The organism is Bacillus sp. FJAT-27001 (assembly GCF_019039175.1).
Lineage (GTDB): Bacteria > Bacillota > Bacilli > Bacillales > Bacillaceae > Bacillus > Bacillus velezensis.
On sequence record NZ_JAHOAA010000002.1, the window covers coordinates 472466 to 499034 of the forward strand.

33 protein-coding genes and 1 riboswitch are annotated in these 26569 nt (G+C 46.0%); of the genes, 26 read left to right on the top strand and 7 right to left on the bottom strand.

Annotated features, from left to right (window positions below; translation table 11 throughout):
- Window positions 1–192: 192 nt before the first annotated feature.
- The 3 genes from tapA (at window position 193) to tasA (ending at window position 2270) form a co-directional block, all read left to right on the top strand.
- Window positions 193–864, top strand: a complete 672-nt coding sequence (gene tapA, locus BGM27_RS07140; protein ID WP_020954230.1) for an amyloid fiber anchoring/assembly protein TapA — start codon at window positions 193–195, stop codon at window positions 862–864.
- Window positions 836–1420 carry a signal peptidase I SipW gene (sipW, locus tag BGM27_RS07145; protein ID WP_007408328.1) on the top strand — a complete coding sequence of 195 codons (585 nt, stop codon included), beginning with the start codon at window positions 836–838 and terminating at the stop codon, window positions 1418–1420. The genes tapA and sipW overlap by 29 nt, the downstream gene beginning before the upstream one ends.
- Window positions 1421–1484: 64 nt before the next feature.
- The gene (tasA, locus tag BGM27_RS07150) at window positions 1485–2270 is read left to right on the top strand and encodes a biofilm matrix protein TasA (RefSeq protein ID WP_007408329.1); all 786 of its coding nucleotides are present in this window, start codon (window positions 1485–1487) and stop codon (window positions 2268–2270) included.
- A 47-nt stretch (window positions 2271–2317) separates the two neighbouring features.
- Here the strand turns inward: tasA and sinR are convergent, their stop codons facing one another.
- The 4 genes from sinR to BGM27_RS07170 all read right to left on the bottom strand — a co-directional run bounded on the left by sinR (window position 2318) and on the right by BGM27_RS07170 (window position 5523).
- Window positions 2318–2653, bottom strand: a complete 336-nt coding sequence (gene sinR, locus BGM27_RS07155; RefSeq protein WP_003153104.1) for a transcriptional regulator SinR — start codon at window positions 2651–2653, stop codon at window positions 2318–2320.
- A 33-nt stretch (window positions 2654–2686) separates the two neighbouring features.
- Window positions 2687–2860 (bottom strand): anti-repressor SinI, encoded by a 174-nt coding sequence (gene sinI, locus BGM27_RS07160; RefSeq protein ID WP_003153105.1) that lies wholly within the window; start codon window positions 2858–2860, stop codon window positions 2687–2689.
- 176 nt (window positions 2861–3036) lie between these two features.
- The gene (locus BGM27_RS07165; RefSeq protein ID WP_007408330.1) at window positions 3037–3831 is read right to left on the bottom strand and encodes a YqhG family protein; all 795 of its coding nucleotides are present in this window, start codon (window positions 3829–3831) and stop codon (window positions 3037–3039) included.
- Between the two features lie 21 nt (window positions 3832–3852).
- Window positions 3853–5523, bottom strand: coding sequence for a DEAD/DEAH box helicase (locus BGM27_RS07170; protein WP_007408331.1), 1671 nt, complete (start codon window positions 5521–5523; stop codon window positions 3853–3855).
- A 144-nt stretch (window positions 5524–5667) separates the two neighbouring features.
- A riboswitch (glycine riboswitch) is annotated at window positions 5668–5768 on the top strand.
- A gap of 178 nt (window positions 5769–5946) precedes the next feature.
- Here BGM27_RS07170 and gcvT point away from each other — a divergent pair.
- The 3 genes from gcvT to gcvPB are packed head-to-tail and all read left to right on the top strand — an operon-like array spanning window position 5947 to window position 9876.
- The gene (gene gcvT / locus BGM27_RS07175) at window positions 5947–7047 is read left to right on the top strand and encodes a glycine cleavage system aminomethyltransferase GcvT (RefSeq protein WP_007408332.1); all 1101 of its coding nucleotides are present in this window, start codon (window positions 5947–5949) and stop codon (window positions 7045–7047) included.
- 14 nt (window positions 7048–7061) lie between these two features.
- Window positions 7062–8408, top strand: coding sequence for an aminomethyl-transferring glycine dehydrogenase subunit GcvPA (gene gcvPA, locus BGM27_RS07180; protein WP_007408333.1), 1347 nt, complete (start codon window positions 7062–7064; stop codon window positions 8406–8408).
- Window positions 8401–9876, top strand: a complete 1476-nt coding sequence (gene gcvPB / locus BGM27_RS07185; RefSeq protein ID WP_007408334.1) for an aminomethyl-transferring glycine dehydrogenase subunit GcvPB — start codon at window positions 8401–8403, stop codon at window positions 9874–9876. Before gcvPA ends, gcvPB begins: the two co-directional genes overlap by 8 nt.
- A 52-nt stretch (window positions 9877–9928) precedes the next feature.
- Here gcvPB and BGM27_RS07190 read toward each other — a convergent pair whose 3' ends face one another.
- Window positions 9929–10309 carry a rhodanese-like domain-containing protein gene (locus tag BGM27_RS07190; RefSeq protein ID WP_007408335.1) on the bottom strand — a complete coding sequence of 127 codons (381 nt, stop codon included), beginning with the start codon at window positions 10307–10309 and terminating at the stop codon, window positions 9929–9931.
- A gap of 193 nt (window positions 10310–10502) precedes the next feature.
- Between BGM27_RS07190 and BGM27_RS07195 the strand changes: the two genes are divergently transcribed.
- The 3 genes from BGM27_RS07195 to BGM27_RS07205 all read left to right on the top strand — a co-directional run bounded on the left by BGM27_RS07195 (window position 10503) and on the right by BGM27_RS07205 (window position 12857).
- Complete coding sequence (locus tag BGM27_RS07195; RefSeq protein WP_003153114.1) at window positions 10503–11339, top strand: lipoate--protein ligase family protein; 837 nt, start codon at window positions 10503–10505, stop codon at window positions 11337–11339.
- Between the two features lie 99 nt (window positions 11340–11438).
- Complete coding sequence (mntR, locus tag BGM27_RS07200; RefSeq protein WP_007408338.1) at window positions 11439–11867, top strand: transcriptional regulator MntR; 429 nt, start codon at window positions 11439–11441, stop codon at window positions 11865–11867.
- 114 nt (window positions 11868–11981) lie between these two features.
- Window positions 11982–12857, top strand: coding sequence for a patatin-like phospholipase family protein (locus tag BGM27_RS07205; RefSeq protein WP_007408339.1), 876 nt, complete (start codon window positions 11982–11984; stop codon window positions 12855–12857).
- Here BGM27_RS07205 and BGM27_RS07210 read toward each other — a convergent pair.
- Together BGM27_RS07210 and BGM27_RS07215 are read right to left on the bottom strand one after the other, a co-directional pair.
- A complete protein-coding gene (locus BGM27_RS07210; protein ID WP_007408340.1) occupies window positions 12854–13249 on the bottom strand; it encodes an SA1362 family protein in 396 nt (131 codons plus the stop codon). The two genes, BGM27_RS07205 and BGM27_RS07210, sit on opposite strands and share 4 nt — an antisense overlap.
- Window positions 13250–13283: 34 nt before the next feature.
- Window positions 13284–14240, bottom strand: coding sequence for a DUF1385 domain-containing protein (locus tag BGM27_RS07215; RefSeq protein ID WP_007408341.1), 957 nt, complete (start codon window positions 14238–14240; stop codon window positions 13284–13286).
- A 221-nt stretch (window positions 14241–14461) separates the two neighbouring features.
- Here BGM27_RS07215 and BGM27_RS07220 point away from each other — a divergent pair, with 221 nt between their 5' ends.
- The 17 genes from BGM27_RS07220 to folD all read left to right on the top strand — a co-directional run bounded on the left by BGM27_RS07220 (window position 14462) and on the right by folD (window position 26502).
- Window positions 14462–14992, top strand: a complete 531-nt coding sequence (locus BGM27_RS07220) for a YqhR family membrane protein (protein ID WP_003153121.1) — start codon at window positions 14462–14464, stop codon at window positions 14990–14992.
- Window positions 14993–15123: 131 nt separating this feature from the next.
- Complete coding sequence (locus BGM27_RS07225) at window positions 15124–16185, top strand: M24 family metallopeptidase (protein ID WP_003153122.1); 1062 nt, start codon at window positions 15124–15126, stop codon at window positions 16183–16185.
- 24 nt (window positions 16186–16209) lie between these two features.
- Window positions 16210–16767, top strand: a complete 558-nt coding sequence (efp, locus tag BGM27_RS07230; protein WP_003153123.1) for an elongation factor P — start codon at window positions 16210–16212, stop codon at window positions 16765–16767.
- 146 nt (window positions 16768–16913) lie between these two features.
- Window positions 16914–17195 carry a YqhV family protein gene (locus BGM27_RS07235; protein WP_003153124.1) on the top strand — a complete coding sequence of 94 codons (282 nt, stop codon included), beginning with the start codon at window positions 16914–16916 and terminating at the stop codon, window positions 17193–17195.
- A gap of 77 nt (window positions 17196–17272) precedes the next feature.
- A complete protein-coding gene (spoIIIAA, locus tag BGM27_RS07240; protein WP_007408342.1) occupies window positions 17273–18196 on the top strand; it encodes a stage III sporulation protein AA in 924 nt (307 codons plus the stop codon).
- Window positions 18190–18705, top strand: a complete 516-nt coding sequence (gene spoIIIAB / locus BGM27_RS07245; protein ID WP_007408343.1) for a stage III sporulation protein SpoIIIAB — start codon at window positions 18190–18192, stop codon at window positions 18703–18705. The genes spoIIIAA and spoIIIAB overlap by 7 nt, the downstream gene beginning before the upstream one ends.
- 22 nt (window positions 18706–18727) lie before the next feature.
- Entirely contained in the window at window positions 18728–18934 is a 207-nt protein-coding gene (spoIIIAC, locus tag BGM27_RS07250) for a stage III sporulation protein AC (protein WP_003153142.1), read from the top strand.
- 12 nt (window positions 18935–18946) lie between these two features.
- Complete coding sequence (spoIIIAD, locus tag BGM27_RS07255; RefSeq protein WP_071392571.1) at window positions 18947–19336, top strand: stage III sporulation protein AD; 390 nt, start codon at window positions 18947–18949, stop codon at window positions 19334–19336.
- Window positions 19337–19368: 32 nt separating this feature from the next.
- Window positions 19369–20577, top strand: coding sequence for a stage III sporulation protein AE (gene spoIIIAE / locus BGM27_RS07260; protein WP_003153145.1), 1209 nt, complete (start codon window positions 19369–19371; stop codon window positions 20575–20577).
- A gap of 16 nt (window positions 20578–20593) precedes the next feature.
- Window positions 20594–21214 (top strand): stage III sporulation protein AF, encoded by a 621-nt coding sequence (spoIIIAF, locus tag BGM27_RS07265; RefSeq protein WP_007408344.1) that lies wholly within the window; start codon window positions 20594–20596, stop codon window positions 21212–21214.
- Entirely contained in the window at window positions 21207–21899 is a 693-nt protein-coding gene (gene spoIIIAG, locus BGM27_RS07270) for a stage III sporulation protein AG (protein ID WP_007408345.1), read from the top strand. The genes spoIIIAF and spoIIIAG overlap by 8 nt, the downstream gene beginning before the upstream one ends.
- 3 nt (window positions 21900–21902) lie before the next feature.
- Entirely contained in the window at window positions 21903–22553 is a 651-nt protein-coding gene (locus BGM27_RS07275) for a SpoIIIAH-like family protein (protein ID WP_007408346.1), read from the top strand.
- A gap of 153 nt (window positions 22554–22706) precedes the next feature.
- Entirely contained in the window at window positions 22707–23186 is a 480-nt protein-coding gene (accB, locus tag BGM27_RS07280; protein WP_007408347.1) for an acetyl-CoA carboxylase biotin carboxyl carrier protein, read from the top strand.
- A gap of 14 nt (window positions 23187–23200) precedes the next feature.
- Complete coding sequence (gene accC, locus BGM27_RS07285; RefSeq protein ID WP_007408348.1) at window positions 23201–24553, top strand: acetyl-CoA carboxylase biotin carboxylase subunit; 1353 nt, start codon at window positions 23201–23203, stop codon at window positions 24551–24553.
- Window positions 24554–24574: 21 nt separating this feature from the next.
- Window positions 24575–24982, top strand: coding sequence for an Asp23/Gls24 family envelope stress response protein (locus tag BGM27_RS07290; protein ID WP_003153156.1), 408 nt, complete (start codon window positions 24575–24577; stop codon window positions 24980–24982).
- Between the two features lie 264 nt (window positions 24983–25246).
- Window positions 25247–25639 carry a transcription antitermination factor NusB gene (gene nusB, locus BGM27_RS07295; RefSeq protein ID WP_007408349.1) on the top strand — a complete coding sequence of 131 codons (393 nt, stop codon included), beginning with the start codon at window positions 25247–25249 and terminating at the stop codon, window positions 25637–25639.
- 11 nt (window positions 25640–25650) lie between these two features.
- Window positions 25651–26502, top strand: coding sequence for a bifunctional methylenetetrahydrofolate dehydrogenase/methenyltetrahydrofolate cyclohydrolase FolD (folD, locus tag BGM27_RS07300; protein WP_007408350.1), 852 nt, complete (start codon window positions 25651–25653; stop codon window positions 26500–26502).
- The last annotated feature ends 67 nt before the right edge of the window (window positions 26503–26569 follow it).

Genomic DNA, 26569 nt, shown 5'->3' on the forward strand with positions numbered 1-26569 from the left:
ATTAGAAAAAATTCCAAAAAGGTGTGTAATTTGAAGCAAAACGCTGTTTTTAAAAGATACCATTCTCAAAAACGAACAATTTGACCGATTTTGACATTTTTCAAGACGATAATCCTTGATTATACTTTGTTCATACAGTTCTTTAAAGAGAACGGTTGTCATATTTATTAACAGTTTTACAGGGGGTAAGGCATGTTCCGATTGTTGCGAATGGAAAAAAAGGGCAAGGTGAGATGGCGGATGATGCTATTTTTACGGCTTTCGTTCATTTTTTGCCTGTCCGTGACGATATGTGCTCAGTTCACAGGTGATACAAGTTCCTCCTTCAATGATGTGAAAAGCTTCAGTCTCCAGGTTCAAACGTGCGGAGATTTTCAATATACGGATGACGATTGCCGTTATGACGAACGCTGGGATCAAAGTGATTTACATATAACAAATCAAACTGATACGTCAGGCACCGTGTGTGCGCCGCTTCAGCTCTATGCCGAGCTGGAGAATAAGGGAAAAGAGCGGACTGTTTCTGACTGGAAATGGGAGCTCCATAAAATTGCTTCTCAGCAGCAGCCTTTACGAAACGGCAATGTTGTGGATAAAGGGCTTATTACTGATAAAAAAAGCAAAACGATTTATAAAATTGAGTCAAAGCGGTCTTTGCAGCCGGGCATATACGCATTCAAGGTTTACAAGCCTGAAGGGTATCCGGCGGACGAAGAAAAATTTGAGTGGTCAAAACCGATGAAACTCGTCAAATGCCGGGAACAGGCGACCGTTTCCGATCTAAAGAAAACGGAGAAAGAGCCGGCTGAGCCGGTAAAAGAAAGCGGGGAAGAACATGAAAAAAACGCTGAAACTGATCAGTAATATTTTGTATGCCGTCATCTTCAGCTTGATTATTGTGCTGACGTTAACGGTGATTTCGACCCGGGCTTCCGGGGGTGAGCCGGCCATCTTCGGCTATACGCTGAAATCCGTGCTGTCGGGTTCAATGGACCCGGAATTTAAGACGGGTTCGCTCATAGCGGTAAAGAAAATTTCTGACGTGAATGACTTAAAAAAAGGGGATGTGATCACCTTTACCCAAGATGACGGAACAGCCGTCACACACAGAATAATCGGGATCACAAAAAAGGACGGGAGCCTGCTGTTTGAGACAAAAGGGGACCATAATGCCGCCCCGGATGCCGCACCCGTTCAAGCTGAAAAAGTGGCGGCCCAGTATACGGGATATCAGCTTCCGTATGCCGGATATGTCATACATTTGGCCAGCCAGCCGATCGGAACGGCGATTCTGTTAATCGTTCCCGGCGTCATGCTTTTGATTTACTCAATAACAGTCATTGTCAGCGCCCTCCGCGATATTGAGCGGAAAACGAAAGCGCTGGAAGAACATGCGAAAAAGGGAACCATCTCTACATGAATACGGTTGCAACCTGGCGACAGGATTTGATAACAAAAATAAAAAGTAAGGGGAGAGTACAGACATGGGTATGAAAAAGAAATTAAGCTTGGGCGTTGCCTCAGCCGCACTCGGTTTAGCATTAGTAGGAGGAGGCACATGGGCCGCATTTAATGATGTGAAGTCGACAGACGCTACATTTGCGTCAGGAACACTTGATTTATCGGCTAAAGAACAATCAGCCAATGTCAATTTGTCAAACTTAAAACCAGGTGATAAATTGACGAAAGATTTTGAATTCAGAAACAACGGTTCACTTGCCATTAAAGAAGTGCTGATGGCTTTGAATTTTACTGACTTTAAAGGAGCAAAGAAAGGAAATGAATCTGCGGAGGATTTCCTCAGTCAGTTTGAAATTACGGTTCTGACAGTCGGTAAAGAAGGGGGCAACGGCTATCCTAAAAATATCATTTTGAAGGCGGCCAGCCTGAAAGACTTATACTTAATGTCAACAAAACAGGATAAAGCAGCTGCCGAAGCGATCAGCAAGCACATTGATCCGAAATTCCTGAGTGAGAGCGGAAAAGTCAATGTAGCAACCATTAACGGCAAAACAGCTCCTGAGTACGACGGAGTTCCGAAAACGCCTGCTGATTATGACCAGGTGAGAATGGAAATCCAATTTAAAAATGACACCGCAAAAACTGCGGACGGATTAAGTGTGCAAAACAAGTTCCAAGGCAATGCGATTTCTCTTCAATTCTCTTTTGAAGCAACGCAATGGAACGGCTTGACCATTACGAAAGATCATACGGATAAAGACGGTTACGTCAAGGAAAATGAAAAGGCTCACAGTGAGGATAAAAACTAATCCGAAAGTCGGACAGTTAAAAGAGGAGTTGTGCACATATGGCGGCACTACTCCTCTTTTTGCGCTTTTCTCCATTTTTGATAATCTAAAAATTCACGAAATTGTTTTTTTGATACCCCGGATGTCATCGCATCGCGAACTAATTTCTCCCATTCACTATCTAATTGACCATCGTATTCGGTTTCATGTTTTTCATCAAGTAAAGTATGAACCGAGACGTCCAGAACAGCGGAGACTTTTTCGAGAAATTGAATGGAGGGGTTCGTCTGTAAATTTCGTTCTATTGAGCTTAAATAAGACTTCGCTACCCCAGCTTTTTCAGCTAGTTCTGATAGTGAGTAGCCTTTTTCTTTTCGGTATTGTTTAATACGCTGGCCAATCAATGTCATCACCTTCCTTGTGATATTATAGCACATTCAGAAAGGATTTACGGTATGACTTCTGGCTGCCTGGATATGTTGAGAAGACTTTTTATGCGAAAGCAGGTATTTGCGTATTTCTTCTAGGCTGATATTTGCTTTTTGGGCTTCTAATATCAGCTCAACCCATTCCTTATCTAATTGCGAAAATTCCATTTTTGCATTTTTCATGCATTTTCTCCTCCTAAAATACTTGTTTATGTATTTCAGCCAATCCGCCCATGACCTTATCTTTACATGTCTGGAAGTGATTCATCGCATGCGAAACGCCAGAAATTTTTTCTATATACTTTTATTATAATATAGAATTTCCAGAAAAAACGGGAAAGGTGTCGAATGGATAACGCTTATCCAGAAAAATTACTTTGCAGGAAAAATAAACCGCCGTTTTCAATCTGAATGTGAATGTTCGGCTGATATAAGGCTTTCAGCGCTTGTTTTTCCAAATGGTATTCCTCAGGTTTTTCCTCTGTCTGCTCATAAAACTGATCGAGCAGCCTGAGGTCCTTTTTCCATCTGGCGATCGCGCTGTCAGCCCAGTCTGACGGCTCTTTGGCGGCAGCGTCTTTTAAGTAATGCTCCATTCTTTTAATTCCGCTTTCCGGCTTAATCATCGGCGATATGGTAAAGCAATAGTCTGATATTTGCGAGGTCAGCGGAAGCGGTGCAAGCTTCTGCTGAAACCCTTCTATAATTGTTCCAGATACAAGATGCAGGCCTAAAGACAAAAGTCTGTCTTTTTTCATGTCGGATTGGTATGAAATCACTACATTTAATCCAAGCCAGGGCTGAAGCGGCACTCTGGCTCCGGCTGATACAATTTTCTCATATATTCTTGTAAATCTCCCATTTTGTTTAACTGCTTGAAAGATTTGAAAGAGGCGCGGGGCTCCAAAGTAAATAAATTCGCCGTCCATATCCTCCGGAGCCGTTTCTTTATCAGTGATGAACGTGATCTTCATCGGGTTCGGTTCGCCGCCCGTTTTTTCACGCCAATGCCAATAAAACGGGCGGTTCATAATTTGTTTGTCCATCTCGACCGTCAACTGAACCGTCATAAAACCCGGCCCGTGTTCTGTAATCGGACAGTGGTTCGCTTCAAAAAAGCGCAGTAAAAATTCGTGAACCTCCTGCTGTCTCATGTCGCGCTTCCTCCTTTTAGATTAAGATCCTTTTTTTCTGGCGGGCTTTTCCGTACCGTACGACAGAAAAGAGGTGAGATTGTCCATTTTGATTCTCATTTCTTCCTCTGTCAGCGAATGGCATAAAATATCATGCAAATGGTCTTCAAAATTGCTCACTTTGATTTTTGTTAAGATGTCATCTAATTCTCCGACGACATTTTCAAATAAATGAATTTTGTCATACAGAAGTTTTAAGATATGCTCTTCCACCGTATGTTTTGTCGCCATATTGTAGATATGAACATCTCTTTCCTGACCGAGTCTGTGAATCCTTCCGATTCTTTGTTCAAGCCGCATCGGGTTCCACGGGAGGTCATAATTGATAATATGGTTGCAGAATTGCAGGTTGATCCCTTCGCCTCCGGCTTCTGTAGCGATCAGCACCTGCACTTTGCCGCGGAAGAGATCCTTCATCCAGTCTTTTTTTCCGCGTTTAAATCCGCCTCTGAACGGAACGGAGCTTATGCCGTTCTGCTGAAGGAACCATTGCAGGTAAATCTGTGTCGCCCTGTATTCAGTAAAAATAATGACTTTATCATTAATCTTTTGGATCAAGTCAACAACTTGAATCGCTTTTGAGTTTTGCGTGACTTGATTGATGCGGTCCATTAAATTAGCGATCGTCTGATCATCGAATGCGGGCGCTTGTTTGTCTTTTTGGTCAAGCATTTTTTTGAGCGTCATATACACGGCTTCCCTGCTTGAACAGCATTCTCTTTGCAGCGTCATAATGGAAAATGCGCTTGCGGGCTTTTCCGTGCCGTTTTTCAGTGCGACGATGTCATCGTAAAGCGCCTGTTCCGTCGGTGAAAAGGTGATCGGCACTGTTTCCACGTGGCGCTTCGTCCATGTAAGGCCGGTGTCGCTCCGCGTGTTGCGGATCATCACCTTATTGACGAGTTCTTTCAAATGCTCATGAGCGTCAATCCCGTCCTTCTGATTGAAGGTTTCTTGAAATCCGCTTTCGTTTCCTAAATGGCCGGGCTTTAACAGTGACACTAAATTGAAGATTTCTTCGATCCGGTTTTGAATCGGCGTTGCCGTCAAAAGCAGGCAGTATTTCTTCACAAGACTTCTCGCAAATTCATAATTTTTCGTTTTGCTGTTTTTGAGCTTGTGCGCCTCGTCAATAATGACGAGATCATACGGAATAGAAAGGACAATGTCTTTGTGAGGCGAGCGTTTGGCCGTATCAATAGAAGAAACGACGATATCGCACTGTTCCCACACATAGCTTTTCTTCTGTTCAACAGCGGGTATTAAAAACTTCTCCTGAAGCTCTTTCACCCACTGGGAAACGAGTGATGCCGGCACAAGAATCAGGATTTTTTTGGCCAGCCCGCGAATCATATATTCTTTTAAAATCAGGCCCGCTTCCACCGTTTTTCCGAGCCCCACTTCATCAGCCAAAATCGCCTTGCCGTTCATTTTTTCAACGACTTTCTGCGCGACCTCAAGCTGATGGGGAAGCGGAGTGAAATCGGGCAGGTATAAAGGAGCCCTCAATCCTTCAAATTCAGGAATGGCAAGGGTCTGCTGGACTTCAGCCGACAGTTTGTACATCTCCCAATTTGACCAGGGACCGTCCGTTTTCAGCCGCTCAGAAAACTCTCCCGGCCAGTTTGCATCAAATATGATCTCTGCTGTCATATGTAACAAAACCGCCTTTCTTTTAAAAAACTGATTTATCATAATTTTTGTTGCCGGACGTAAATGAGGGTGGTAGGATATAAGTAATGATTTCACTAAAAGATATTGCTTTAGTATGTCCATAAAATTGGTAAATATGAGCGAATGACAGCAAGGGGAGAGACTCGGACGAAAGATGGGCGTCCGGGCGCCGAAGGAGCAAACTGCGGAGTGAATCTCTCAGGCAAAAGAACTCTTGCTCGACGCAACTCTGGAGAGTGTCTGCACTTAGAAGAAGCAGGCCACCAAAGGGGACGTCTTTATGATATGTTCATAAAGTAAACTTTCAGGTGCCGGGACAGAGAAACCTTCATTTTCATGAGGTGTTTCTCTGTCCTTTTTTATATGTTTTTACAATGCACCAATGACTGAAGGGGGAAGATGATGCTGAAACGAACACCGCTTTATGACGTGTATAAAGAATACGGCGGAAAAACGATTGATTTTGGAGGATGGGAGCTGCCGGTTCAATTTTTTTCTATTAAAGAGGAGCATGAAGCCGTCCGCACAAAAGCGGGCCTGTTTGATGTGTCCCATATGGGGGAAGTTGAAGTATCCGGTAAAGACGCCCTGTCTTTTCTCCAAAAAATGATGACAAATGACGTTGCCGATTTAAAGCCGGGAAACGCGCTTTATACCGCCATGTGTTATCCTGACGGCGGTACGGTGGATGACTTGCTGATCTATCAGAAAAGCGAGAGCTGCTATCTGCTCGTGATTAACGCGTCTAATATTGAAAAGGACATCGCTTGGCTGACGGAACATACGGAAGGCGATGTCACGCTGACGAATCAGTCTGACGGGATTTCACTGCTTGCTGTTCAGGGGCCGAATGCTCAGTCGGTTCTTACGAAGCTGACTGAATGTGCTTTGTCCTCCTTAAAGCCGTTTACATTTATTGACGAGGCGGACGTTGCCGGACGACAAGTCCTGCTTTCAAGAACAGGCTATACCGGTGAAGACGGATTTGAGTTATATTGCCGCAATGAAGATGCGGTTCATCTATTTAAGGAGATACTTGCAGCGGGAGAGCATGAAGGCCTCGTTCCGTGCGGCCTCGGCGCCCGTGATACGCTGAGATTTGAAGCGAAGCTTGCTTTATACGGTCAGGAATTGACGAAAGATATTACACCGATTGAAGCCGGAATCGGATTTGCCGTGAAACACAAGAAAGATTCCGATTTTTTCGGGAAGTCTGTATTGCGCGAACAGAAAGAAAAAGGAGCCCCGCGAAAGCTGGTCGGACTTGAGATGATTGAAAAAGGGATTCCGAGACACGGGTACGCCGTGAAAAAAGACGGTGTTCCGATCGGTGAAGTCACGACAGGCACGCAATCTCCGACTTTAAAGAAAAATATCGGCCTTGCCTTAATCAAAACGGAATTCAGTGAAGTCGGAACGGAAGTAGAAGTGGAAATCCGTAAAAAAACGGTAAAAGCGAAGATTGTCCGAACACCGTTTTATAAACGTCCAAAACAGAGCTGAAAAAGGAGAGTCATATGAAGCATCGATATTTGCCCGCGACAGAACAGGATAAAAAAGAAATGCTGAAAGCCATCGGCGCAGAAACAATTGATGAACTGTTTGCCGATATTCCGGAAAATGTACGGTTTCAAAAAGACTACCAAATTAAAAAAGCAAAATCAGAAACAGAGCTGACGAGAGAGCTGACAAAGCTTGCGGCGAAAAATAAAGACGCTGTTACATATGCATCTTTTCTGGGCGCAGGAGTGTACGATCACTACCAGCCGGTTATCGTCGATCATGTGATATCCCGATCAGAGTTTTACACGGCATATACGCCTTACCAGCCTGAAATCTCACAAGGAGAGCTGCAGGCGATTTTTGAATTTCAAACGATGATCTGTGAATTAACGGGAATGGATATCGCAAACTCCTCTATGTACGACGGGGGAACGGCGCTGGCGGAAGCGGCGATGCTTGCGTCGGGACATACGAAAAAGAAAAAAATCGTTATTTCCGCAGCCGTTCATCCGGAATCGCGGGATGTTTTGAAAACATACGCAAAGGGCCAATATATTGAGGTTGTAGAGGTGCCTGCGAAAAACGGTGTCACAGATCTTGAAGCATTGGAACATGCCGTTTGTGATGAAACGGCCGCCGTGATCGTCCAGTATCCGAACTTCTTCGGACAAATCGAGCCGTTAAAGGACATTGAGCCGCTCGCACATAAAGGAAACAGCCAGCTGATTGTTTCTTCAAACCCGCTCGCGCTCGGTATTTTGAGACCGCCCGGGGCATACGGAGCTGATATCGTCGTCGGGGACGCGCAGCCTTTCGGCATACCTGCGGCGTTCGGCGGCCCGCACTGCGGCTATTTTGCAGTAACGAAAAAACTGATGAGAAAGGTGCCGGGCCGGCTTGTCGGCCAAACGGAGGATGAAAACGGGCGAAGAGGTTTTGTTCTCACTCTTCAGGCGCGCGAGCAGCATATCAGAAGAGACAAAGCCACGTCTAACATTTGTTCAAATCAGGCGCTGAATGCTTTAGCGGCTTCAGTCGCGATGACGGCGCTCGGAAAAAACGGCGTCAAAGACATGGCCCGCCAAAATATATTGAAAGCTGATTACGCGAGACGCCAAGCGGAAAAAGCAGGCTTGCACGTAGCATTTGACGGCCCGATATTTAATGAATTTGCCGTCAGGCTGAATCTTCCCGTCAAGGAAGCAAACCGACGGCTTCTGCAAGACGGCATAATCGGCGGATATGACTTAGGCCTTGCGTATCCGGAACTGAATCAGCATATGCTCATTGCCGTCACAGAGCTGAGAACAAAAGAAGAGATCGATTCGCTTATTGCGGGATTGGGGGATCAACATGAATAATCAAGATCAGGCGCTTATTTTTGAAATGTCCCGCGAAGGGCGTATCGGTTACAGCCTTCCGGAGCTTGATGTGCCGGAAACAGAGCTTGAAAGTCTTCTTCCCGGTGACTATATCCGCGATGAAGACGCAAAGCTGCCGGAAGTATCAGAGCTCGATATTATGCGGCATTATACCGCTCTTTCTAAGAGGAACCACGGAGTTGATTCAGGCTTTTATCCGCTCGGCTCCTGTACGATGAAATACAATCCGAAATTAAATGAAAAAATTGCCCGGATCGCAGGTTTTTCCGCTATTCATCCGCTTCAGGACGAGGACACGGTTCAGGGGGCGCTTGAGCTTTTATACGATTTAAGCGGACACTTGGAGGAGATTACGGGCATGGACGAGGTGACGCTGCAGCCTGCGGCGGGCGCTCACGGCGAATGGACCGGCCTGATGATGATCCGCGCCTATCACGAAGCGCGGGGAGACTTCGGACGGACGAAGGTGATTGTCCCTGATTCAGCCCACGGTACGAATCCGGCATCAGCCACGGTCGCCGGTTTTGAAACGATTACCGTCAAGTCAAATGAGCACGGGCTGGTTGACATTGAAGATTTGAAAAGAGCGGTAAACGAAGAAACAGCGGCGCTGATGCTGACGAATCCGAACACCCTCGGGTTATTTGAGGAAAACATTACGGAAATGGCTGAAATCGTCCATCAGGCCGGCGGAAAGCTTTATTATGACGGAGCGAATTTAAATGCCGTGTTAAGTAAAGCAAGACCGGGAGATATGGGATTTGACGTCGTTCACCTTAATCTGCATAAAACATTTACCGGGCCGCACGGCGGGGGAGGACCGGGCTCAGGTCCGGTCGGAGTGAAAAAAGAATTCATTCCGTATCTGCCGAAACCCGTTCTCACGAAAAAAGAGGGGCGTTTGACTTTTGACTATGACCGGCCGCAGTCGATCGGGCGTGTAAAACCTTATTACGGCAACTTCGGCATTAATGTCAGAGCCTACACGTATATCCGGTCCATGGGGCCTGACGGCTTAAAAGCTGTGACCGAAAACGCGGTTTTAAATGCAAATTATATGATGAGAAGACTCGCGCCTTATTATGATCTCCCGTATGACCGTCATTGCAAGCATGAATTTGTGTTATCGGGAAGAAGGCAGAAAAAGCTCGGCGTACGAACGCTTGATATTGCCAAACGGCTTTTGGATTTCGGCTATCATCCGCCGACTGTGTATTTTCCTCTCAATGTTGAAGAAAGCATCATGATCGAACCGACGGAAACGGAATCAAAGGAAACGCTAGATGCGTTTATAGATGCCATGATTCAAATTGCGCGGGAAGCGGAGGAATCGCCTGAAATCGTTCAGGAAGCGCCGCATACAACAGTTGTCAAAAGAATGGATGAAACCAAGGCGGCAAGAAAGCCCGTTTTAAAATACGAACGTACACTTGACGGCAGCCGCTGACACGGTGTAAAAAAAGAGCTGTCCGTTTTATACGGAAGCTCTTTTTTTATGATTAGTTTTTTGCTTTAATTTTTCCGCCCCATTTTTTAAATCCGCCTTTCAGGTTGTAAATATCTTTACAGCCGTGTTTGCGGAGCGTCTGTGCCGCGCGTCCGCTGCGGACATTGTTTTGGCAGTACAGATAAACGGGTTTATCAGGACGGATTTCACTTTTGCGCTGTTTCAGCTGTGACAGCGGAATGTTGCGCGCGCCGAGAATATGGCCGCCTTCAAATTCATTCGGTTCACGGACGTCAATCAGCTGCGCTTTTCTGTAGCCCGCGCGGAATTCCTCTTCCGTAAGTGTTTTCATTAAACGCTGCTGGTAAAAATACGACACGATCATATAAACGATAAACGCAGCAACAATAATTAAAGCAATCATATTAGACAATGCGATTCTACTCCTTTAACTTATAAAATCAAAACCCTGCTTCCTGAAAACAAGGCTTACCGGACGTTTTGGGACAAATACTATTATAGTAAAGCATGAAGCGATTGTCATCCTTAATGAAACGAAATATTTTTCATTTTCAAGGCAGTTTGTTAAACTGATTTTATTAAAACGATAAAGAAGGGTTCAGTGTATGGAAAAAGAAACATGGCGGTTTATTGACTCAGGGAATGAAAGCCCGGCATTTAACATGGCGCTGGATGAAGCGCTTTTATATTGGCACAGCCAAAAAAAAATTCCACCGGTGATCCGTTTTTACGGCTGGAATCCGGCAACTTTGTCTGTCGGGTATTTTCAAAATATTAAGAAGGAAATTAACTTTGATGCAGTACATAAACACGGCCTCGGGTTTGTCAGAAGACCGACAGGCGGACGGGGTGTTCTGCATGATAAAGAATTGACATACAGCGTAATCGTTTCAGAGGATCACCCGGAAATGCCGGCCACGGTGACAGAGGCGTACCGGGTGATTTCAGAAGGTATTCTGCAGGGATTCAGAAACCTTGGACTTGATGCCTGCTTTGCGATTCCGCGAACGGAGAAAGAAAAAGAAAGCTTGAAAAATCCGCGCTCGTCCGTCTGCTTTGATGCGCCTTCGTGGTATGAACTGGTCGTCGAAGGACGGAAAGTTGCCGGAAGCGCACAGACACGCCAAAAAGGCGTCATTCTTCAGCACGGTTCCATCCTGCTTGACATTGATGAGGATAAGCTGTTTGATCTGTTTTTATATCCGAGCGACAGAGTCCGTGAACGCATGCAGCGGAATTTCAAAAACAAAGCGGTAGCCATCAACGCCTTAGCGCCGAAACGGGTAACGATGGATGAGGCCAGAATCGCTTTTAAAGCCGGTTTTGAGGAAGGGCTGAACATACATCTTGAGCCCTACACACTCACGTCTGAAGAGCTTGCATTTGTCAATGAGCTGGCTGAGACGAAATACGCGTCCGATGAATGGAATTATAAGCGCTGATAAGGCTTGACAGACCGGAAGCATCCTTGTTTTTTCATGACCGTTAGTGTAAACTTGTAATGGTTTATAAAGTTAAGGTGCTTTTTGGGAGGGTTACTTATGACAACACCAAGTATGGAAGATTATATTGAACAGATTTATATGCTGATAGAAGAAAAAGGATATGCACGGGTTTCTGATATCGCGGAAGCTTTGGCAGTCCACCCCTCCTCTGTAACGAAAATGGTTCAAAAACTAGATAAAGACGAGTATTTGATTTATGAAAAATATCGCGGGCTCGTATTGACGTCAAAAGGCAAAAAGATCGGCAAACGGCTCGTATACAGACACGAATTGCTTGAGCAGTTTTTAAGAATCATTGGTGTTGATGAAGAGAAGATTTACAATGATGTTGAAGGAATCGAACATCATCTGAGCTGGAACAGCATTGACCGCATCGGCGACCTCGTTCAGTATTTTGAAGATGACGAAAGCCGGAAAAAAGAATTGAAATCCGTACAGAAAAAAACCGAAAATCCCGGTGAATAAAGGGCAGCCCGAAATGGGGCGCCCTTTTTTTAATGTCTTCATTCTTTGGTCTATTTCGCCCAGCCGTTTCTTAAAATAATAATACACCTTGAGATGGAAGGGAGAGGGCGCGCTATGCAGATTGACGGCGTATTTTCGGGCGGGGGGATAAAAGGGGTGGCGCTTGCCGGCGCTTATGAAGCGCTGGAAGAAAAGGGCTTTCGCTTTGAAAGGCTCGCCGGAACAAGCGCCGGCGCAATTATTGCCGCATTTATCGCTGCGGGCTATACGAGCAGAGAGGTTCATTCCATCATAGATGAGGTGGACGGAAGGCAATTGCTTGATCAGAGATACTCATTCCTCCCGCTGAAAATCCTGCGGTGGGTGTCGATATATTGGCGCCTCGGACTATACAGAGGCGATATGCTGGAAAAATGGATTGCGGATAAATTAAAAGCGAAGGGCATCATCGCGTTCGGCGATTTGAAAAAAGGCTCGCTCCGTCTCATCGCTTCAGATCTGACGAACGGAACGATGATCGTGCTTCCTGACGATCTTCCCCGCTACGGATTAAATCCGGAGATGTTCCCGGTTGCCAGAGCCGTCAGAATGAGCTGCAGCATTCCTTATTTTTTTGAACCGATAAAACTGAAGACAGAAAAAGGCAGCTCAACGGTTGTTGACGGCGGCGTGTTAAGCAATTTCCCGATTTGGCTGTATTCAAAAGAACGCAAACGGCCGGTCATCGGAATTTCGCTTTCGCCAAACGAAAAAGAGCGCCCGAAAAAATCAATCCGCAACGCTTTTGAGCTGTTCGGGGCTTTGTTTGAAACGATGAAAGACGCTCATGATGCCAGGCATATCGCGACAAAGTACGAACAGAATATTATTTTTATTCCGGTGGAACATGTGATGGCGACGGAGTTTTATCTCACACCGCAAAAAAAACTAGCTCTCATTGAGCTAGGAAAAAGCAGAACAGAGCAATTTTTGAAGCAATGGAGCTATTAAAAAAGCGCTCTGTTTTTCTTTTTATTCTTTTTGCCTTCTATGACGGTAAGCTGGGTCTGGCTTTTTTTCTTAAGAATCATCGGCTTCGGTCTGCTGCTGCTCGGCACGCTCCGCAAATGGCTGACCCGGCCTCTGTGTCCGGCGCGGTGCTTCGCTTTTTGCTCCTTCATTCGGAGCCGCGATTGTCTGGCCGCTTTTCTGAAAGCGGTTCCGTCACGGCCGGTGCGGCGGTTCAGGACCGTCCTCACGATAAAATAAATTATGATGCCTGCGATAATAACGGTGATCGCTCTTGAAATCATCTGCCCGGGGTTGGTTACCGCCGCATAAATGAAACCGAATGCGCCAAGCGCTATCAATACAGCAAAAAAAGGTTGTACACGATGATTCATAACTGCCCACCTCCAAAATAATAACGGTAACGGTTCAGATTACGTTGTGAGACGGTTTTTCGCTCTGTTCTGAAATGTCTTCCAGTCTGAGAAGCTCGTTAAAGCTTTCTATGGCAACCTCGACCTGGTCATCCGCCGGTTCCTTTGTCGTTAAAAGCTGCAGCCACAGGCCGGGATAACCGAGCACTTTCAAAACGGGGATATTCCGCACTCTGTTCGTCAGCTGGAGCACTTCAAAGGAGATGCCGAGAACGACCGGTATAAGCGCAATCCTGTCTAAAATCCGCACCCAAAGCGGATCTGTCGGAACGAGTAAATAGATGAACATGCCGACAATGATCGTAAATAAAATAAAGCTTGAACCGCAACGGTAATGAAGCCGTGACTGTTTCTGAACATTTTCTATTGTAATTGGCAAATTCTGTTCATAACAGTTTATGACCTTATGTTCGGCTCCATGATATTGAAACACTCTTTTAATTAACGGCGTCATTGATAAAAAATAAATGTAGCCGAGAAGCAGAATAAGCTTAAACAGACTTTCGATTCCGATCTGCGCGGCGTCTGAGGAAAATACGGGCCTTACAAGCTCCGCTAAGAAGACCGGGACGAGCGTAAAAACGAATTTGCTGAACAAAAACGACAGAACGCCGATCACCGCCAGGCTGAAAAACATCGATAAGCCCGAACCTTTCTTATCTTCCTGCTCCAGCTTTGCGTCATCTTGAGGATCAAGCCCGTAACGTTCGCTGGAAAAGTTTAAATGCTTTGTGCCGTTGGCGCTCGCCTCAATGATGGCGACGATTCCCCGCAAAAAAGGAATCTTTTTTAAAGCCGAAAGCTTGGCGTTCGGCACTCTCGGAAGCTTGAAAAAATCAATGCTTCCGTCATTCCTGCGGATGGCGGTAACATAATTTTTTCTGCCGCCGAACATGACCCCTTCAACGACAGCCTGCCCGCCGTAAGCAGGGGGCGTTTTTTGTTTGGACATTGTTTATCAACCTGCCTGTTTTTTTAGGATTTACTAACCATTTCCTTTCACTCTATTGTACAGGAAACCGCGGTAAACCTCTAGTTAGACAGCCGGAAAATCAATGCTTTTTCTACATGCAGTATACCCCGTTTCTTTAGATTTTACTCATTGAATGAAAATATGGCGCAGCTTTTTATGACTTTTCAATTTTGGGGCAGTCTATGACTGGAGGTGCCATGATGACAAGCGAAAAACATTCAGAACAGGAAGAAAAAAAGAAGCAGGATGATGATCAGCAGCCTGTTTCATTTACCGGCAGAATTTGCGGTATCGGATTTGCCGGCGGCGTATTTTGGAGTTTGATCGGCTATCTCGGGTATGTCTTTCATTTTTCAGAGATCAGCCCCAACATGATTCTTCAGCCGTTTATGATCGGAGAATGGAAAAAACAATGGCTCGGCACGATGGTCAGCATCGTTGTCATCGGATTCATTTCAATTGCCGGGGCGTTTATTTATTTCGTCTGCCTGAAACGTTTTAAAACCATGTGGCCGGGGATGGTGTACGGCGTCATTTTATGGTGTGCGGTTTTTTTCTTATTCAATCCGATTTTCGAAGATGTGAAATCCGTCACTGAATTGAAATCAGATACAATCGTGACGACGCTTTGCCTTTACATTCTGTACGGTTTGTTTGTCGGCTACTCAATTTCCTTCAACTACAATGAACTTACGTCAGACAAGCTTGCAAGGGCGCTTGGCAACAAGTGAATAAGTGTATAATCCCTGTCCGGTATGGTAAAATGTTCACGAGAAGTGAACATTTTTTATGCTGAAAACCGGGCGGGGATGCTCCCGCATTGTCAGGCGGCAGTCAAGAATCGGCGAGGAGGAGAAAGGGAATGAAACTTGAGAAATTGCGAAATCTTTTCGGTCAGCTGGATATAGACGGAATGTTGGTGACAAGCTCCGCCAATCTGCAGTATATGACGGGATTTACGGGTTCGTCAGGCCTTGCGGTCATATCGAAAGAACGTGCGGCATTTATCACGGATTTCCGTTACACCGAGCAGGCGAAGACGCAAGTGAAGGGTTTTGACATTATCGAGCACGGCGGAAGCTTAATCCAAACGGCTGCGGATACGATTCTTGAGTACGGCATTAAAAAGCTCGGCTTCGAGCAAAACAGCATGACGTACGGAACATATGCATCCTACCAAGCGGTGCTGCAGGAAGCGGAGATGGTTCCCGTCGCGGATTCCGTTGAAAAGTTGCGCTTGATTAAGTCAAGTGAAGAGATTAAGATATTAGAGGAAGCTGCGAAGATTGCGGATGATGCGTTTGAACATATTCTGACGTTTATCAAACCGGGCATCTCAGAGATTTCAGTTGCAAACGAGCTTGAATTTTATATGAGACGTCAAGGAGCAGACGGCTCTTCCTTTGATATGATCGTCGCCTCGGGAGTCAGATCCAGCCTTCCCCACGGAGTGGCAAGCGGCAAATTGATTGAAAAGGGAGACTTGGTCACGCTCGATTTCGGCGCTTATTATAAAGGCTATTGTTCTGACATCACACGCACCGTCGCGGTCGGAGAGCCAAGTGATAAACTGAAAGAGATTTATCAGGTCGTATACGATGCCCAAGCGCTTGGTGTCCTGCATATTAAACCCGGCATGACGGGAAAAGAAGCGGACGCCCTGACGAGGGATCACATCACCGCAAAAGGCTACGGACAGTATTTCGGCCATTCGACAGGACACGGGTTTGGAATGGAAGTCCATGAATCACCGGGGCTGTCTTTCAGGTCATCGGCCGTTCTTGAGCCGGGCATGGCGGTAACGGTTGAGCCGGGCATATACATACCGGAAGTTGGGGGCGCAAGAATCGAAGATGATATCATCATTACTGAGGACGGCAACCGGACAATTACGCATTCCCCTAAAGAATTAATTATTTTGTGATCGGAATATAGGAGGACATCAAACATGATTTCAGTTAACGATTTTCGTACAGGACTAACGATTGAAGTAGACGGCGGCATTTGGCGCGTCGTTGACTTCCAGCACGTAAAGCCGGGAAAAGGAGCGGCATTTGTCCGTTCTAAATTGCGTAACCTGCGCACGGGCGCTATCCAGGAGAAAACATTCCGTGCAGGTGAAAAAGTCGCGAAAGCGCAAATCGAAACAAAAACGATGCAGTATCTTTATGCCAACGGCGATCAGCACGTGTTCATGGATACAAGCTCATATGAACAGCTTGAATTGAACGAAAACCAAATCGAAGAAGAATTAAAATATCTTCTGGAAAATATGTCTGTGCACATCATGATGTATCAGTCTGAAACGCTCGGTATTGAACTGCCGAACACAGTTGAACTGAAAGTTGTTGAAACAGAGCCGGGAATTAAAGGCGACACGGCGTCAGGCGGCACAAAACCTGCCAAAACGGAAACAGGTCTTGTCGTAAACGTACCGTTTTTCGTGAACGAAGGCGATACGCTGGTTGTAAATACATCAGACGGCTCTTACGTGTCAAGAGCGTAGTCAAAGAAATTCGGAGTCTGCTCCTTTTACGGGGCAGGCTTTTTTTTGCGTTCTGCCTGAATCTTTCTTCTATATGAAAATAGTGAGACTACTTCCGTCAGCTAGAGCATATAGTGTAACAAAATGCTTGAAGTTGGGGGATTGCAATGAAATTTTTGTTTGGTTCAATCAATTCTACTGTTTTAACGATGGCCGGTTTACGAGTTTTGTCCTCGCTCATTGAATTATCGGCCGCTATTATCATGCTTTTGACAAACGACATCAGAAAAGCGGTTGTAGTGAATAGTATTTTGGCAATCGTCGGCCCGCTGATCTTTATCATCACAATGACGATCGGCATTTATCAGATTGCCGGACAGCTCTCATATGCAAAATTAATATTGATTTTTGCGGGAGTGGTGCTGATTTTGGCCGGTGTGCATAAATAGAGGGCCGGGGTGTCATAAAGTCTGTCCCGGATCATACATTTTAAAGAAGCCAATCGGTAAAAAAGGAGGAGACTCTATTGAATGAGATTACAGAGGTTCTCCCTGAATTATTGAGAGATGCCATCTCCGCCGTGCCCGAAGAAGCGAGGCGGGATACAGAAGAAATCAGAATACGTGTCGACAGGCCGGTTGAACTGATCCAAAAAGGACAACCTTTGTATTTGTCATATGTCTGTACGGCCGGCGACGCACAGCTGATCCTCAGCCGGCTCAGCAATTACAGTATGTACACGCTGGAAGAAGAGCTGAAAAAAGGATATATCACAATCAGAGGAGGCCACCGTGTGGGGCTGGCCGGAAGAGTCATCGTCGAAAACGGAGCCGTCAAAGGACTCCGGGATATTACTTCTTTTAATATCCGAATCGCCCGGGAGAAGCTGGGAATCGCAGAACCGCTCATTCCTTTCTTATGGAAAGAAAACTGGCTGAATACGCTGATCATCGGTCCTCCGCAAACGGGGAAAACGACCTTGCTTCGTGATTTGGCCCGGCTCTCCAGCACCGGATCAAAACGCATTCCCGCAAAAAAGACAGGTATCGTAGATGAACGTTCGGAAATTGCCGGCTGCCTGCGGGGCATTCCCCAGCACAGTTTCGGCCGCAGAATCGATGTCCTTGATGCCTGTCCGAAGGCGGAAGGGCTGATGATGATGATTCGCTCTATGAGTCCTGATGTCATAATTGTGGATGAAATCGGGAGAATGGAAGACTCACAAGCGCTGCTGGAGGCGCTCCATGCGGGCGTATCCGTTATCGTATCTGCGCACGGGTGGAATATGAAAGACTTGGTCAAGAGGCCGTCGCTGAAAATGCTTTGGGAGGAAAACGTGTTTGACCGATATGTTGAACTGTCAAGGCGCCGCGGTCCGGGAACGATCAGCAGGATGTACGGAAAGGACGGGGAACCTGTTCCGCATGCTGAAAGCGTGATGACATGCTGAAGCTTTTGGGTGCCGTGTTTATTCTGACAGCGACGACTTGGACCGGATTTGAGATCGCCAAAATGTATATAGAAAGGCCGAGGCAGATCCGTCAGCTGCGCGCGGCGCTCCAATCGCTTGAAGCGGAAATCATGTTCGGGCATACACCGCTGCATACCGCCTCGGGACAAATTGCTGCACAGCTTTCCAAACCTGTATCGTTATTGTTTCAAGCTTTCAGCAGAAGGCTTGAGCAGGGAAGCGATTCCGCCAAAACGGCTTGGGAACAGAGCTTGAAACATAATTGGTCGTCCATGGCGATGAAAAAAAGCGAATATGATGTGCTGAAGCAATTCGGAGAGACGCTCGGGCTCCATGACCGTGTTTCTCAGCAGAAACATATCAAGCTTGCGCTTACACATTTGGAAGCGGCGGAAGCGGATGCCGGACGGGCGCAGGCGAAAAATGAAAAAATGGTGAAAAGCTTAGGATTTTTAGCCGGACTGTTACTCATTCTTCTATTGATGTAAACATGAGGGGAGCAAACATAAAATGGGAGTCGACGTAAATGTCATTTTTCAAATCGCCGGAGTCGGTATCGTGGTTGCGTTTCTGCACACCATACTTGATCAAATGGGAAAAAAAGAATACGCCCAGTGGGTGACGCTGCTTGGCTTTATCTATATTTTATTTATGGTGGCGACGATTGTCGATGACCTGTTCAAAAAGATCAAAGCTGTGTTTCTATTCCAAGGATAGGGGGGCTTACAGATTGAGATTGTTCAAATTGTAGGTTTAGGCCTGATCGCCACATTTCTCTCCCTGATCGTAAAAGAACAGAAACCGACTTTCGCGTTTATGATTGTCGTCTTCAGCGGCTGCGTGATCTTTCTTTATCTCATCGACCAGATTTACGACATTATCAGAATGATAGAAAAAATAGCCGTCAATGCAAATGTCAATATGGTCTATGTGGAAACCATTTTAAAAATTATCGGCATCGCCTACATCGCTGAATTCGGAGCGCAGCTTACAAAGGATGCGGGCCAGGGAGCGATCGCTTCGAAAATAGAGCTGGCCGGAAAAATTTTGATACTGGTAATGGCCGTGCCGATACTCACCGTCATTATTGAAACGATTCTCGGACTTATTCCTTCTTGATCAAAAATAAAATGGAAAGGGGGGCACAAAAAATGAAGCGCTTTCGGTGGGCGGGAGCTTTTTTGTTCATCCTCTTATTTTTTCAGACTGAATGTGTACAAGCTGCCGGAACAGACGGTGCGTCGCAGGAAACCGCAGTTCACCAAGAATCCGCTGATGAAGTGGCGAAAAAGCAGGCCGAAGCGCTGAAAACAGAAGGCATCGGAAAGTTTTGGGACGACATCATGACAGAATACGGCGGTCTTCTGCCTGAAAGCCAAAAGGGAAGCATCATCGACTTTATTAACGGAGAAAAAACGTTCTCGCCGGAGGCATGGCTGAAGGCTTTATTTTCATACTTGTTTCATGAAGTGCTCGCAAACGGAAAGCTTCTGGGAACTTTGATTCTTCTCACCATTTTTTGTGTCATTCTGCAGCTCCTGCAAAATGCGTTCCAGCAGAGCACCGTCAGCAAAGTGGCTTATGCAATCGTCTACATGGTGCTGATTATTCTCGCTTTAAACAGCTTTCATGTTGCCGTTAATTATGCCAGTGAAGCGATCCAGACGATGACAAGCTTCATTCTCGCGCTCATCCCGCTTTTACTTGCGCTTTTGGCGTCTTCCGGGGGAGCCGTTTCCGCAGCTTTTTTTCACCCCGTTATTTTATTTCTGATGAATACGAGCGGCCTTCTCATTCAAAACATCGTCATGCCGCTTATCTTCCTGTCAGCGATTTTAAGCATCGTCAGCACGATGACGGATCAATATAAAGTCACGCAGCTTGCCAATCTGCTCAGAAATATCGCGATCGGCGCGCTTGCCGTATTTCTCACCGTGTTTCTCGGCGTCATCTCCGTACAGGGGGCTTCGGCTGCCGTGACGGACGGGATTACGCTCAGGACTGCAAAATTTATAACAGGCAATTTTATTCCCGTGCTCGGCCGGATGTTTACGGATGCGACGGATACGGTCATCAGCGCCTCGCTCCTATTAAAAAACACCGTGGGAATCCTCGGAGTCGGAATTTTGATCTGCATCTCCGCGTTTCCGGCGATCAAAGTGCTCTCGCTCGCTTTTATTTATAAGCTCGCGGCCGCTATTCTGCAGCCGCTCGGAGGCGGGCCCGTCATTACGTGCCTCGGCGTCATCAGCAGAAGCGTACTGTATATTTTCGCGGCGCTCGCCATCGTCTCTCTCATGTTTTTCCTCAGCATCACAGTCATTATTACAGCAGGCAACCTCACCATGATGATGAAATAAAGGAGGCCCATTGGATATGAGCTTTTTAACAGAATGGCTGACAAGCATTATTTTATTTATCTTATTCGCCATCGTCATCGACATGCTGCTGCCCAGCTCCAGTATGCAAAAATACGCCAAGATGGTTGTCAGCCTGCTGTTAATCATTGTCATGCTCAACCCGATATTCAAACTTTTCAAAACAGACCCGGAAATCATCTTCGATTATTTGACAAAACAAGAGCAATCTCAATCCGCTGATATAAAAAATCAAATTAAATCAGAAAAAAAAGAAATACAAGCATCAAACCGCGCATATGTTTTAGAAGAAATGGCTGTCCAACTAAAAAAGAAAGCGGAGGAGATGTTCAGTCATGACGAATACAAAATAGACGACATCCGCCTTACAGCGGAAGAACAGGTTCGTTCAGAAGAAGATGTAAAAACGATCAGCGTGTATATGGCCCCATCTTCTGAAAAAACCGTGCAAACCGTCGCACCGATCGACATCCGCACAGACCGCAAATACGAACCGGAAGGCGCAGCCGACAAAAAAGAGGCCGCAGACATCAAAGAAAGACTTGCGGATATATGGGAAATCGGCAGTGAGAAAATTACGGTTTATATGGAAGGCGGGGAGAAAAACGGCCATGAATAAAAACGGACTATGGACCATACTCAAAAAACAGCTGATGATCGGACAGGCGAAAGACGGAGAAAAACCAAAACTGACAAAATATCATTACTTTCTGTTCGTGTTTGTGCTCGGAGTATCTTTTATGCTGGTGAGCCAGCTGTTCTCTTCACCGGAGAATACCGGGAAGGACCAAGCGGTGCAGACCGTCATGTCCGGCCGAACGGAAGACAAAAGCGGGCAAAAAAGCGCACCCGTTTTTAAGGCATCGAAAGACGGCAGCGCAAAAACCACTATCGATGATTACGAAAGAGACTATGAAAACCAGCTGAAAGAAATCCTTGAAACGATTATCGGCGTGGAGGATGTCTCAATTGTCGTAAACGTAGACGCAACATCTTTGAAAGTGTTTGAGAAAAATAAAACGAAAAAAGACACCACCACTGAAGAAACCGATAAAGAAGGCGGCAAAAGAAGCGTAACCGATCAAACCTCTGAAGAACAAATTGTCATGATTCGAAACGGGGACCAGGAAACCCCGGTCGTCGTCCAGACGAAAAAGCCCGATATCCGCGGTGTACTCGTTGTCGCTCAGGGAGTGGACAACGTTCAAATAAAAAAAACCATCATTGATGCCGTCACAAGGGTGCTTGATGTTCCGAGCTACCGTGTAGCGGTTGCCCCTAAAAAAATCAAGGAGGATTCATAAATCATGCTGAAAAAACAAACGGTTTGGCTTTTAACAATGCTCAGTCTCGTCGTGGTATTAAGTGTTTATTATATTATGTCGCCGGAAAGCAAAAATGCCGTGCAGATGAAAAGCGAAAAAAGCAGCGGAGAAGTCGCCACTGAAAAAACGCCGGCTCCTGAAACGAAAGATAAGAGCGGAAGCGGCACGGAAAAAGAAGACGGCACAAAAGGAACGAAAGATTCTAAAGGCACAAAAGAGGATAAAGAAACATCAGCCGAAGCTTCGGACAAAGACGGATCGGTCGCCACAGAAACAGCTGATGAAAACTTATTTACCGCATACCGCATGGAGCTTGAAGACGCGAGAAGCAAAGAAAGGGAACAGTTAAACAGCATTGTTTCAAGCGATGATGCGACCGCAAAGGAAAAAAGCGAAGCCTACGATAAAATGACGGCGCTGAGCAATGCTGAAGGGACGGAAAAACAGCTGGAAACGCTGATTAAAACACAAGGCTACAAAGATGCGCTCGTGGATGCTGAAGGAGACAAAATCAACATTACCGTCATGTCTGACAAACATTCAAACGCAAAAGCTTCCGCTATCATTGACCTGGTGGAAAAAGAAATCAAGACGATGAAAGACGTCGCCGTCACGTTTGAACCGACAAAATAAGAGACCTGAACCGCCCGCACCCGCTGCGGGCTTTTCTGATGTCATTTTAGATCAGTGTTGAATTTACACAAGCGCTCCTGTAAGATAAACATAGTATGTACTTTTAGTAGCAACCCATAAATTTCTATTTTTTATACATAGGAGTGGAAACTGATGTTAAAAATCAACGAAATTCATGAACTGATAAAAAGAATCGATGAATCTTCCATCGACGAATTTGTTTACGAAATTGAAGGCGTAAGCCTCAAACTGAAAAAAAATGAAGCGCCGGCAGTGAATGTAACGGGACAAGCCCAAGCCGTTCCCGCCGCTTACGCACCTGCTCCGCAGGCTGCAAAACCGGAAGCGAGTGAAGCCGCTCCTGCTCAGGAAGCGCCGAAACAAGACGAAAACCTGCACAAAATTACGTCTCCGATGGTCGGAACGTTTTATGCTTCTTCATCGCCGGAAGCCGGCCCTTACGTAAACCAAGGTTCAAAAGTGAGCGAAAATACAGTTGTTTGTATCGTAGAAGCAATGAAACTCTTTAACGAGATTGAAGCCGAAGTAAAAGGAGAAATCGTTGAAGTGTTAGTTGAAAACGGCCAGCTGGTCGAATACGGACAACCTCTATTTCTTGTAAAAGCTGAGTAAGGAGACCTGCTATTATGATTAAAAAGCTATTGATCGCCAACCGAGGAGAAATCGCCGTCAGAATCATCCGGGCCTGCAAAGAGCTGGGCATTGAAACTGTAGCCGTTTATTCTGAGGCAGATAAAGACGCCCTGCATGTCCAAATGGCCGATGAGGCTTTTTGTATCGGGCCGAAAACATCAAAAGAAAGCTATTTAAATGTAACGAACATCGTCAGCGTCGCAAAGCTGACCGGCACGGATGCGATTCATCCGGGATACGGGTTTTTAGCTGAAAACGCCGACTTTGCCGAGCTGTGCGAAGAATTAAACGTAACGTTTGTCGGCCCTACGGCTGACGCCATTTCAAAAATGGGAACAAAAGATATCGCCCGCGACACGATGCAGCTGGCGGGCGTGCCGATTGTGCCCGGTTCAAAAGGAATCATAAAAAATACGGAAGAAGCGGTTTCGCTTGCAGGTGAAATTGGGTATCCTGTCATTATAAAAGCCACTGCGGGCGGAGGCGGAAAAGGCATCCGGGTCGCACGCACAGAAGAAGAATTGATCAAAGGCATTGAGATTACCCAGCAGGAAGCCGCTACGGCATTCGGAAATCCGGGTGTGTACATCGAGAAGTACATAGAAGATTTCCGCCATGTTGAAATTCAGGTGCTTGCGGATAATTACGGAAACACGATCCATCTCGGAGAGCGTGACTGTTCTATCCAAAGACGTCTGCAAAAACTTCTTGAAGAGTCACCGTCACCTGCGCTTGATTCTGAAATCAGGGAGCAGATGGGTGAAGCAGCGGTAAAAGCAGCGAAGGCCGTCGGTTACACGGGAGCCGGCACAGTAGAATTCATCTATGACTACAGAGAACAGCGCTACTACTTCATGGAGATGAACACGCGTATTCAAGTAGAGCACCCTGTCACAGAAATGGTGACGGGAACGGATCTGATCAAAGAACAGATCAAAGTGGCATCCGGACAGGAGCTTTCGCTCAGACAGGAAGATGTTGAATTTAACGGCTGGGCGATTGAATGCCGCATCAACGCTGAAAACCCTGCGAAAAACTTCATGCCTTCACCCGGTAAAATTAACATGTACCTGCCGCCGGGCGGACTCGGCGTACGCGTGGATTCAGCCGCATATCCCGGCTACTCGATCCCGCCGTACTATGACAGTATGATTGCTAAAGTCATCACATACGGAACAACGCGTGATGAGGCAGTCGCACGGATGAAACGCGCGCTGAGCGAATTCGTGATTGAAGGTATTGAAACGACGATTCCGTTCCATTTGAAACTGCTTGAACACGAAACATTTGTCAGCGGAGAGTTTAATACAAAGTTTTTAGAAACATATGATGTAATGGGCTCATAATTTTTGCGGGAGGTGAATTGAATGGAAGACAACAGTGTGCTTAAAATGGATCATGATGAGGCTCATTTAGGCAAGGTTGAAATTGCTCCTGAGGTCATTGAAGTCATTGCCGGCATCGCCGCTTCCGAAGTTGAAGGAGTTGCTGAAATGCGCGGCAATTTCGCCACGGGCGTCGTAGAACGCTTCGGCAAAATCAATCACGGCAAAGGCGTAAAGGTCGATTTAGCCGATGACGGGATTACCATCGACGTCTATTGCGTCGTTCAATTCGGGATCTCGATCCCGAAAGTGGCGGCAAGCGTTCAGGAGAATATCCGCCAAACCTTATTAAACATGACGTCTCTGACCATTAATGAAATCAATATTCATATCGTCGGCATTCAATTTGACACGAAAGCCCAAGAAGTCGAAATCGACGAAGAAATGTAATGAGCGTATAAAAACCAAGGGGATGGGCAGCCCTTTGGTTTTTTATACGTTTCCCGTCATTTCAGGCATGAAGAAAGCCGGCTTACAAACGGCAGCCGAGTTTCTTCATGCTGTGAAATCCGAATGAAATTAATGCGTTTTGTGAAAATATTCGGCATTAGGGTAAAAAAACCTAAATTTCGACATGCGATTGAGAAAAAAATATGTTATGATCTCTTTAAGCTTAACGACAAGCGGATAAAGCGGATCTGAAGGAGAAAGAAAATGAAAAGAAGAACAGCTAGAGAAAAAGCTTTGCAGGCACTTTTTCAGATTGATGTCAGCGATATTGCACCGAACGATGCCATTGAGCACGCGCTTGATGGTGAAAAAACAGATGCCTTCTTTGAACAGCTGGTGTACGGAGTGATCGAACATCAGGTTCAGCTTGATGAAATGATTTCCGGCCATCTCGTCAATTGGAAGCTTGACCGGATTGCAAACGTAGACCGCGCGATCCTGCGTCTGGCGGTGTATGAAATGGTCTATTCTGACGACATTCCTGCTAACGTGTCATTAAACGAAGCAATCGAGCTGGCAAAACGGTTCGGCGACGATAAAGCTGCAAAATTCGTAAACGGGGTTCTTTCTAACATTAAAACTGATATCGAATCATAGGAGGAAAGAAAATGACTGCAACAATCATCGACGGAAAAGAAACGGCTAAAGAAAAACGCGAACAATTGGCAAAAGAAGTAGAAGAGCTGAAAGCACAAGGCGTAGTGCCTGGCTTGGCGGTCATTTTAATCGGAGACGATCCCGCTTCTGTTTCATATGTGACAGGCAAGAAAAAAGCCGCTGAAACAATGGGAATGAAATTTAAGCTTGACCGCTTTGACTCAAGCTTAACCGAGGCGGAGCTTTTAACAGTGATTGATCAGTATAATCAAAATCCGGAATTCCACGGCATTCTCGTCCAGCTGCCGCTCCCGGATCATATTTCTGAAAAAGCCGTAATCGAGCGGATCTCCCCTGATAAGGATGTTGACGGTTTCCACCCTCTCAACGTCGGGAAAATGCTGCTTGGCGAAGATACATTTCTTCCATGCACGCCGCACGGAATTGTCGAGTTATTGAAAAAGACGAACGTAGATCTTTCCGGCAAAGAAGTTGTTGTAGTCGGACGAAGCAATATTGTCGGTAAACCGGTCGGCCAGCTGCTGCTGAACGAAAACGCGACCGTCACATATTGCCATTCCCGGACGAAAAATATGTCTGAGCATACGAAAAAAGCAGATATTCTTGTGGTAGCAGTCGGTAAAGCGAACTTCATCAAAGCCGATCAAATCAAAGAGGGCGCCATTGTCATTGATGTCGGCGTCAACCGTCTCGAAAGCGGAAAACTTTGCGGAGACGTTCAGTTTGATGAAGCGAAAGAAAAAGCATCTTTCATTACGCCGGTGCCGGGCGGAGTAGGTCCGATGACCATCACAATGCTTGCGCATAATACTGTTAAATCTGCCAGACGTACGTTATCATAGATAACCGGAGACAGTCACAAAAAGTGTGACAATGAGCACGATACCCGCTTCTTAAGGCTCCTTTCAG

What these genes read in the sequence shown, in the direction of transcription:
- BGM27_RS07225 (WP_003153122.1), top strand. Translation starts at nt 15,124, where the DNA reads ATGAAACTTGAGAAATTGCGAAATCTTTTCGGTCAGCTGGATATAGAC.
- spoIIIAC (WP_003153142.1), top strand. Translation starts at nt 18,728, where the DNA reads ATGGGAGTCGACGTAAATGTCATTTTTCAAATCGCCGGAGTCGGTATC.
- gcvPB (WP_007408334.1), top strand. Translation starts at nt 8,401, where the DNA reads ATGAATAATCAAGATCAGGCGCTTATTTTTGAAATGTCCCGCGAAGGG.
- BGM27_RS07205 (WP_007408339.1), top strand. Translation starts at nt 11,982, where the DNA reads ATGCAGATTGACGGCGTATTTTCGGGCGGGGGGATAAAAGGGGTGGCG.
- BGM27_RS07275 (WP_007408346.1), top strand. Translation starts at nt 21,903, where the DNA reads ATGCTGAAAAAACAAACGGTTTGGCTTTTAACAATGCTCAGTCTCGTC.
- accB (WP_007408347.1), top strand. Translation starts at nt 22,707, where the DNA reads ATGTTAAAAATCAACGAAATTCATGAACTGATAAAAAGAATCGATGAA.
- BGM27_RS07165 (WP_007408330.1), bottom strand. Translation starts at nt 3,831, where the DNA reads ATGAGACAGCAGGAGGTTCACGAATTTTTACTGCGCTTTTTTGAAGCG.
- accC (WP_007408348.1), top strand. Translation starts at nt 23,201, where the DNA reads ATGATTAAAAAGCTATTGATCGCCAACCGAGGAGAAATCGCCGTCAGA.
- mntR (WP_007408338.1), top strand. Translation starts at nt 11,439, where the DNA reads ATGACAACACCAAGTATGGAAGATTATATTGAACAGATTTATATGCTG.
- efp (WP_003153123.1), top strand. Translation starts at nt 16,210, where the DNA reads ATGATTTCAGTTAACGATTTTCGTACAGGACTAACGATTGAAGTAGAC.
- BGM27_RS07215 (WP_007408341.1), bottom strand. Translation starts at nt 14,240, where the DNA reads ATGTCCAAACAAAAAACGCCCCCTGCTTACGGCGGGCAGGCTGTCGTT.
- spoIIIAB (WP_007408343.1), top strand. Translation starts at nt 18,190, where the DNA reads ATGCTGAAGCTTTTGGGTGCCGTGTTTATTCTGACAGCGACGACTTGG.
- tasA (WP_007408329.1), top strand. Translation starts at nt 1,485, where the DNA reads ATGGGTATGAAAAAGAAATTAAGCTTGGGCGTTGCCTCAGCCGCACTC.
- BGM27_RS07290 (WP_003153156.1), top strand. Translation starts at nt 24,575, where the DNA reads ATGGAAGACAACAGTGTGCTTAAAATGGATCATGATGAGGCTCATTTA.
- BGM27_RS07170 (WP_007408331.1), bottom strand. Translation starts at nt 5,523, where the DNA reads ATGACAGCAGAGATCATATTTGATGCAAACTGGCCGGGAGAGTTTTCT.
- BGM27_RS07195 (WP_003153114.1), top strand. Translation starts at nt 10,503, where the DNA reads ATGGAAAAAGAAACATGGCGGTTTATTGACTCAGGGAATGAAAGCCCG.
- sipW (WP_007408328.1), top strand. Translation starts at nt 836, where the DNA reads ATGAAAAAAACGCTGAAACTGATCAGTAATATTTTGTATGCCGTCATC.
- BGM27_RS07210 (WP_007408340.1), bottom strand. Translation starts at nt 13,249, where the DNA reads ATGAATCATCGTGTACAACCTTTTTTTGCTGTATTGATAGCGCTTGGC.
- gcvPA (WP_007408333.1), top strand. Translation starts at nt 7,062, where the DNA reads ATGAAGCATCGATATTTGCCCGCGACAGAACAGGATAAAAAAGAAATG.
- folD (WP_007408350.1), top strand. Translation starts at nt 25,651, where the DNA reads ATGACTGCAACAATCATCGACGGAAAAGAAACGGCTAAAGAAAAACGC.
- spoIIIAE (WP_003153145.1), top strand. Translation starts at nt 19,369, where the DNA reads ATGAAGCGCTTTCGGTGGGCGGGAGCTTTTTTGTTCATCCTCTTATTT.
- spoIIIAG (WP_007408345.1), top strand. Translation starts at nt 21,207, where the DNA reads ATGAATAAAAACGGACTATGGACCATACTCAAAAAACAGCTGATGATC.
- sinI (WP_003153105.1), bottom strand. Translation starts at nt 2,860, where the DNA reads ATGAAAAATGCAAAAATGGAATTTTCGCAATTAGATAAGGAATGGGTT.
- BGM27_RS07220 (WP_003153121.1), top strand. Translation starts at nt 14,462, where the DNA reads ATGACAAGCGAAAAACATTCAGAACAGGAAGAAAAAAAGAAGCAGGAT.
- gcvT (WP_007408332.1), top strand. Translation starts at nt 5,947, where the DNA reads ATGCTGAAACGAACACCGCTTTATGACGTGTATAAAGAATACGGCGGA.
- BGM27_RS07235 (WP_003153124.1), top strand. Translation starts at nt 16,914, where the DNA reads ATGAAATTTTTGTTTGGTTCAATCAATTCTACTGTTTTAACGATGGCC.
- tapA (WP_020954230.1), top strand. Translation starts at nt 193, where the DNA reads ATGTTCCGATTGTTGCGAATGGAAAAAAAGGGCAAGGTGAGATGGCGG.
- nusB (WP_007408349.1), top strand. Translation starts at nt 25,247, where the DNA reads ATGAAAAGAAGAACAGCTAGAGAAAAAGCTTTGCAGGCACTTTTTCAG.
- spoIIIAF (WP_007408344.1), top strand. Translation starts at nt 20,594, where the DNA reads ATGAGCTTTTTAACAGAATGGCTGACAAGCATTATTTTATTTATCTTA.